General features: G+C 61.9%; 6 protein-coding genes. 4 read left to right on the top strand and 2 right to left on the bottom strand.

Annotated features, from left to right (window positions below):
* Positions 1-120: 120 nt before the first annotated feature.
* Complete coding sequence (locus ACLHZ1_RS20285; RefSeq protein WP_427263500.1) at positions 121-1,167, bottom strand: flagellin; 1,047 nt, start codon at positions 1,165-1,167, stop codon at positions 121-123.
* A gap of 285 nt (positions 1,168-1,452) precedes the next feature.
* Here ACLHZ1_RS20285 and ACLHZ1_RS20280 point away from each other — a divergent pair, with 285 nt between their 5' ends.
* Positions 1,453-2,646: a class I SAM-dependent methyltransferase gene (locus tag ACLHZ1_RS20280; RefSeq protein ID WP_427263499.1), complete on the top strand. Its 1,194-nt coding sequence runs from the start codon at positions 1,453-1,455 to the stop codon at positions 2,644-2,646.
* Between the two features lie 99 nt (positions 2,647-2,745).
* Here ACLHZ1_RS20280 and ACLHZ1_RS20275 read toward each other — a convergent pair whose 3' ends face one another.
* Complete coding sequence (locus ACLHZ1_RS20275) at positions 2,746-3,390, bottom strand: glutathione S-transferase family protein (RefSeq protein WP_427263498.1); 645 nt, start codon at positions 3,388-3,390, stop codon at positions 2,746-2,748.
* A 485-nt stretch (positions 3,391-3,875) separates the two neighbouring features.
* Between ACLHZ1_RS20275 and selD the strand changes: the two genes are divergently transcribed.
* Genes selD through ACLHZ1_RS20260 form a run of 3 tightly spaced genes read left to right on the top strand, consistent with a single transcriptional unit; the run spans position 3,876 to position 6,716 of the window.
* The gene (gene selD / locus ACLHZ1_RS20270; RefSeq protein ID WP_427263501.1) at positions 3,876-4,931 is read left to right on the top strand and encodes a selenide, water dikinase SelD; all 1,056 of its coding nucleotides are present in this window, start codon (positions 3,876-3,878) and stop codon (positions 4,929-4,931) included.
* Positions 4,928-6,043, top strand: coding sequence for a tRNA 2-selenouridine(34) synthase MnmH (gene mnmH / locus ACLHZ1_RS20265; RefSeq protein WP_427263497.1), 1,116 nt, complete (start codon positions 4,928-4,930; stop codon positions 6,041-6,043). Before selD ends, mnmH begins: the two co-directional genes overlap by 4 nt.
* Positions 6,044-6,071: 28 nt before the next feature.
* Positions 6,072-6,716: an MBL fold metallo-hydrolase gene (locus tag ACLHZ1_RS20260; RefSeq protein WP_427263496.1), complete on the top strand. Its 645-nt coding sequence runs from the start codon at positions 6,072-6,074 to the stop codon at positions 6,714-6,716.
* The last annotated feature ends 223 nt before the right edge of the window (positions 6,717-6,939 follow it).

The following is a 6,939-nucleotide window of genomic DNA, read 5'->3' as shown; positions in this document are numbered from 1 at the left end:
CAAGGATGCGGCTTCCAGTTTGAATTCAGCAGTAAATGAGCGACGTAATCTGGTCATTGAACACCTCAGGTCTGGGTGGCGACTGTACCACCTAAAATGGTGTCCGGGATGATTAGACCACTACATAGTGCCATTTGCCAGGGTAAGACTCTTTCCCTGAGAGCTATTGATGGTGAGCTGATTGTTGGCAGGATTGTTGTTATATGAACCACTGACGGAGAAACCAAGACCGGCAGATTGTGCCGCCATGTTGATCCGATGGACGACCTCCGCCATCAACCAACTGTTCTCCGACGTCGGGTTCACAGGATCCCAGCCCGTCATATCGATGCCAGTTGTCAAATCCACTGTCTGTCCTTCGATATCGATATAGGAAGGAAGAGTGGACAGATCGATTGACGACCTTACCGAAAATGGATGCTGCACAGCCTCTACCGGGCCCTGATTATTGGGAAAGCTGGTGCTATTGATGTCGGAGACAAAGGCTTCCTGCGTTGAATAGTTCTTGTCAAACGTCACGCCATTGAGCGTGATAGGTTGTGCCCCAAGTTGTAAACCATCAATGCTGTGAGCGCCGGGTTTGCTGCTGACTGGGCTGCGGGACTGCCAGACCACTTCGCCCAGATTTTTGGTCTGCGCATTCATATCCGTGATGACCATGTTTTGGCCAGCATAAGCCCCGATGGAAAATATCCCTTTATATGTCCCGGCCAATAGACTCTGTCCGGCAAAGGTCGTTTTGGTCGCGATGCGATCCATTTCCAGGCGCATCTGCTGAAATTCAGCATTGAGTGCGGCGCGGTCATCCGCCGAGTTGATGCCACTGCCAGCTTGCAGAGCAAGTGTCCGCATACGCTGCATGAGATTCATCGATTCATCCATCGCCCCATCGGCCACATTGATGACGGAGATGGCATCGTTGACATTGCGAATAGCCCCATTGGTGCCATTGATTTCGCTTGTCAGACGATTGCTGATCTGAAGTCCCGCCGCATCATCCGCTGCACTGTTGATACGCAGACCCGAGGATAAACGCTTGAATACAGAGTCAAAAGTACCCGATACACCATTGAGATTGCGCTGTGCCGTCATCGCAGAAACATTGGTACGAACAGAGAGTGACATGATATGCCCACCGTAGAAGATAAGATTCAATTTGGTCTTCAATTACTATCGACATCACCATATGAATCTTTATGAAAAACTGACTGACAAGATGAAAAATGTTAAAAAAGCCAGCGCTCCCAAGCACATGACACTCTGAGGCGAGATGAAAGGGACTCATGACTGGCATTACCACCCTTGCTGGCGCCTTGAAAGATTCCTCACGCATGCTCTTGGCTATTGACCACCTGCAACACCCGATCGTTAACCCTGCAAGCAAACTCTGGCTTAGCAAGGCCGTTGCACATAGAATGTGGCCCCTTTTCTTTCGACCATCTGGCAACTCCCATGAGCGCTTCCATCTATCTCGTCAAAGGCCGCGAAAAATCCCTGCTGCGCCGTCACCCCTGGATCTTCTCCAAGGGGATCGACAAGGTGCAGGGCCACCCCATCGATGGCGATACCGTCGAGATCTACTCAAACGATGGCAAGTGGCTCGCCCGCGGCGCCTGGTCCGGCAGCTCCCAGATCCGTGCCCGGGTCTGGACCTTCGACAAGGACGAGACCATCGATCTCGACTTCTTTATCCGCCGCCTCAAGTATGCCCAGGAGTCACGGGATCCCCTGATCAAGCGTCAGGGTCTCACCGGCTATCGCCTGTGCGCCGCCGAGTCCGACGGCCTGCCGGGCCTGACCATAGACCGTTACGCCAACTTCCTGGTGTGCCAAATTCTGTCTGCCGGCGCCGAGTTCCAGCGCGACCTCATCACCCAGGCCCTGCGCACCCTCTACCCCGAGTGCAGCATCTATGAGCGCTCCGACGTGGCGGTGCGCAAGAAGGAGGGGCTCAAAGAGCGCACCGGCGTCATCCATGGCGAGACCCCAAGCGAGCCTGTGGTGATCGAGGAGAACGGCGGCGTCAAGATCCTGGTGGACATCCGCAACGGCCACAAGACTGGCTTCTATCTGGATCAGCGGGACAACCGCCAGGCCGCCGCCAAGTACACAGAAGGCAAGCGGGTGCTCAACTGCTTCTGCTACACCGGCGGCTTTGGCGTCTATGCCCTCAAGGGCGGCGCCCGTGAGGTGGTCAACGTCGATCTCTCCCAGAATGCCCTGGACATCGCCCGCCAGAACGCCGAGCTCAATGGTCTGGATACCAGCACCACCCAGTTCGTGCGCCACGACGTGTTCAAGCTGCTGCGGGAATACCGGGAGAAGGGCGAGAAGTTCGATGTCATCGTGCTGGATCCGCCCAAGTTTGCCGAGAGCAAGGCCCAGCTGCTGGGGGCCTGCCGCGGCTACAAGGACATCAACATGCTGGCGTTCCAGCTGCTGGCGCCGGGTGGCGTGCTGCTCACCTACTCCTGCTCCGGCCTGATGGAGCAGAGCCTGTTCCAGAAGATAGTGGCCGATGCGGCGCTGGACGCCGGCCGCGATGCCCAGATCCTGGAGCTCTTGTCCCAGGCCTCCGATCACCCCATCGGCACCGCCTATCCGGAAGGCTTCTACTTGAAGGGGCTGGTGGTGCGCGCCCGCTGATCGGGCTCTGCCATGCTGATCACCCAGGCCCGCTTTGCGGGCCTGTTACTTATGGTGCGCGGCCTGACCCTCTTCCCCCTAGCTCTCCCGGCTGCGCCCTCAATCACGGGCCGGCGCCCCCAGGGGGAAGTAGTGGCGGTAGGGGCGCGCCTCATCCACCACCCGCACGACGGCGGGATGCGCCAGCAGACGGGCGCGATAGGCCCGCAGCCCCGTGAGGGCGGACGGGATCTCGTGCACCCAGTCGGCATAGAAGAGCGCGGGGGCGGCGGCGCAATCGGCCAGGGTGAACGCCTCTCCCGCCCCCCAGGTGCGTCCGGCGAGACGCTGGTCCAGCCAGGGATAGATCTTGTCCAGCAGCTCCCGGGCCTGGGCGACCCCGTAGCTGTCGTGCGCCCCCGCCGGGCGCATCCTGTCGTGGACCACCTTCTGCATGGGCGTCATCACATAGTTGTCGAACAGGCGATCGAGCATGTGAACCTCGATCCCCGCCTCCCCCGCAGGCACCAGACAACGGGGGCCGGGATGGGCACATTGGAGATATTCGATGATGGTGCTGCTCTCAAACAGGACTCGCCCCTGCTCCACCAGCACGGGGAAGCGTTTGAGGGGCCAGAGGCTGGCCAGCTCCGCCTTCACCGCCGCCGCCTCCAGGTTGAGGTAGTCGAACGAGATCTCATTCTGATAGAGGGCGATCAGCACCTTCTGGCTGTAGGACGAAAAGGGATGGGCATAGAGTTTCATCGGGTGGGCTCCTTGTGATCAGATGGGCGATATCCCTAGTCTAGATCCCCGCACCGCCCCCCGATCTTGACTGAGCATGGGGGCATAAGGGACCTGGCGCTTCGCCGATCACTCCCTCGCCGAGCCCCTGCCGCTTGCGCCTCCGGCGGGCCATGGCCCATGGCTGGCGGTGCCACACAAGGGCACAGGGCCTCCCCCGGGTCGGTCAGTTCCCTGCCATGGGTGTGAATTCCTGTTCGAACCCCCTATCACCTTTGTGGCATAATGCCCCGTCCTGTGGCCCTTGACGGGGCTCGCGGCAGCGCAGCTCGCCCTCCCCGTCCTGCTTGGCAGCCCTCCCATGACTGCCTGACATCCCTGCCTGCGTTGGCGGGTGAGGCCACCCGTTTTTGCGGTATCTTGTCTGCCTGTCCAGGCGACAGATCGCCGCCATTGACCAAGCTGGCTCCACAGAGCCGCTGCACTGTTTGCACAAGCAAGGGGTAATCATGTCTTCCATTCGTCTGACCCAGTACAGCCACGGCGCGGGCTGCGGCTGCAAAATCTCCCCCAAGGTGCTCGACACCATTTTGAAGAGCCAGATCCCCGGCTTTGACGACCCGACCCTGGTGGTCGGCAACAGCAGCAAGGATGACGCCGCCGTGGTGGACATCGGCAACGGTCAGGGCATCGTCTCCACCACCGACTTCTTCATGCCCATCGTCGACGACCCGTTTACCTTCGGCCGCATCGCCGCCACCAACGCCATCAGTGACATCTACGCCATGGGCGGCAAGCCCATCGTCGCCATCGCCATCCTCGGCTGGCCCATCAATACCCTGCCCGCCGAAGTGGCCCAGCAGGTGATCGATGGCGGTCGTCAGGTGTGTCACGAGGCGGGCATCTCGCTGGCCGGTGGCCACAGCATCGATGCCCCCGAGCCCATCTTCGGCCTGGCGGTGACCGGCATAGTGCCGCTGGGTGCCATCAAGCAGAATGACACAGCCAAGGTGGGTGACCTGCTCTATCTCACCAAGCCCCTGGGCATCGGCATCCTCACCACGGCCCAGAAGAAGGGCAAGCTCAAGCCCGAGCACGAGCAGCTGGCCCCCGACGCCATGTGCACCCTCAACAAGATTGGCCAGCAGTTTGCGGCCCTGCCCGGTGTGCACGCCATGACGGACGTGACCGGTTTTGGCCTCGCCGGCCACCTGCTGGAGATGTGCGAAGGCTCCAAGGTGCGTGCCCGCCTCGACTTCCAGGCGCTGCCGCTGCTGGACGAGGTGGATCACTACCTGTCAGAGGGCTGCGTGCCGGGCGGCACCCTGCGCAACTTCGACTCCTACGGCGCCAAACTGACCGGTCAGCAGCTCGATGCCATGGATGACCGCACCCGCAACATACTGTGCGACCCCCAGACCAGCGGCGGCCTGCTGGTGGCCGTCGGCAAGGAGAGCGAAGCCGAGCTGCTTGCCATCGCCCGCGACGCCGGGCTCTCGCTCTCCCCCATCGGCGAGCTCCTGCCCCTCGAGGGCAACCGTTTCATCGAGGTCGTCCAATGAGTGACTTGCCGCTCGCCACGGATCTTGCCAGCATCTTCCTCGAAGATGTGCCCCTCATCGATCTGCGAGCACCCATCGAATTCAAGGAAGGGGCCTTTCCCACCGCCACCAGCCTGCCGCTGATGACGGATGAAGAACGTGCCCGGGTGGGTACCTGCTACAAGCAGCGGGGCCAGGCGGCGGCCATTGAGCTCGGCCACCAACTGGTGGGGGGCGCCGTGCGCGCCGCCCGGCTCGAAGGCTGGCTGGCGCAGTTGCGCCAGCAGCCCGATGCCCTGCTCTACTGCTTTCGCGGCGGCCTGCGCTCGCAAACCGTGCAGCAGTGGCTCCATGAGGCCGGGGTCACCCGACCCCGGGTGGCCGGCGGCTACAAGGAGCTGCGCCGCTTTCTCATCGACACCCAGGACCAGGCCAGCGCCCAGTGCCGCTGGAGCGTGCTGACCGGCATGACCGGCTCCGGCAAGACCCATATGCTGGGCCACATTGCCCAAGCGGTGGATCTGGAAGGGCATGCCCACCACAGGGGCTCGTCGTTCGGCCAGCTGCCCGGCGGCCAGCCCAGCAACATCAACTTCGAAAACAGCCTGGCCATCGAGCTGCTAAAACGCCGCCACCGGGGCGAACAGGCCTTCGTGGTGGAGGACGAGAGTCGCCTCATCGGTCGCTGCTGCCTGCCCCTCTCCCTCTACGAGACCATGGGCCAGGCCCCCCTGGTGGTGGTGGAGGTGTCCCAGCACGACCGTGCCGAGCAGATCCGCGCAGACTATGTGCATGATCTCTGGCTGCGCTATCAGGCCATGTTCGGCAGCGAGGCGGGCTGGCCGCTGTTTGCCGCCTACCTCACCGACGCCCTGGCCCGGCTCAAGCGCCGCCTCGGGGATCAAGCCCACCGCGAGCTGGATGCCCTGATGCAGGCCGCGCTCAAGGAGCAGGCTCTAAACGGTTCGACCGAGCTGCATCTGGCCTGGATCCGCCTGCTGCTGACCCGCTACTACGATCCCATGTATCTCTATCAGCTGGGCAACAAGCGCGAGCGCATCGTGTTTCGGGGCGACAAGCAAGCCTGTCTCGACTACTTCGCCGAGCAACACACGGCGCAGCAGGCCGGCTGAGCGGCCCCGTCAATCAAGAGGACTCCCTATGTTGAAATTCGAGGTGATCCCGGTCACCCCTTTCGCCCAGAACTGCTCCCTCATCTGGTGTGACGAGACCCGCCAGGCGGCGCTGATCGACCCCGGTGGCGAGGCGGACAGGCTGCTGGCCGCCATCGCCGAGCGGAGGCTGACCCTGACCCATATCCTGCTGACCCACGGCCATCTGGATCACGTGGGGGCCGCGGCCGAGCTGCGGGAACGAACCGGTGTCCCCATCACGGGCCCCCATAAGGAGGACGCCTTCTGGCTCGACATGCTGCCCCAGCAGAGCCAGATGTTCGGCTTCCCCCACACCCCCGCCTTCGCCCCGGATGGCTGGCTTGCCCAGGGTGACAAGGTGCAGCTGGGCCAGTGCGAGCTGGATGTCTATTTCTGCCCGGGCCACACCCCGGGGCATGTGGTGCTGGTCAGCCATGAGGCCGGACTCGCCTGGGTGGGGGACGTGTTGTTCGCCGGCAGCATAGGCCGCACCGATTTTCCTCGCGGCGACCATGCCACCCTGATCAAGTCGATCACCGAGACCCTGCTGCCGCTCGGAGACGACATCGTCTTCATCCCGGGCCACGGCCCCAGCTCCACCCTGGGACGCGAGAAGGCGAGCAACCCTTATCTGACCCAGCCCATCTGGTAACGACGGGGGGCGACGGGCAAACGGAGAGGGCGATCCCTGATCGCCCTCTCTGTCTGCCCCCATTCACCGAATGCCAGACAGCAAAAAGCCACTCCAAGTGAAGTGAACCCCGAAAGTTGGACACCCAACGAGTAGGGGTTCTTCGTTTCTATGGGAAAGCAAAAATACTCGACCGACTTCAAACGTCAGGTCGTTCTTCACTATCTCAACGGTCATGACGGTG

This window comes from Aeromonas sobria (assembly GCF_050266975.1).
In the GTDB taxonomy this organism is placed as follows: Bacteria; Pseudomonadota; Gammaproteobacteria; order Enterobacterales; family Aeromonadaceae; genus Aeromonas; species Aeromonas sobria_B.
Note: the sequence above shows the minus strand (reverse complement) of the source record. Positions and strands in the feature narration are given on the sequence as shown.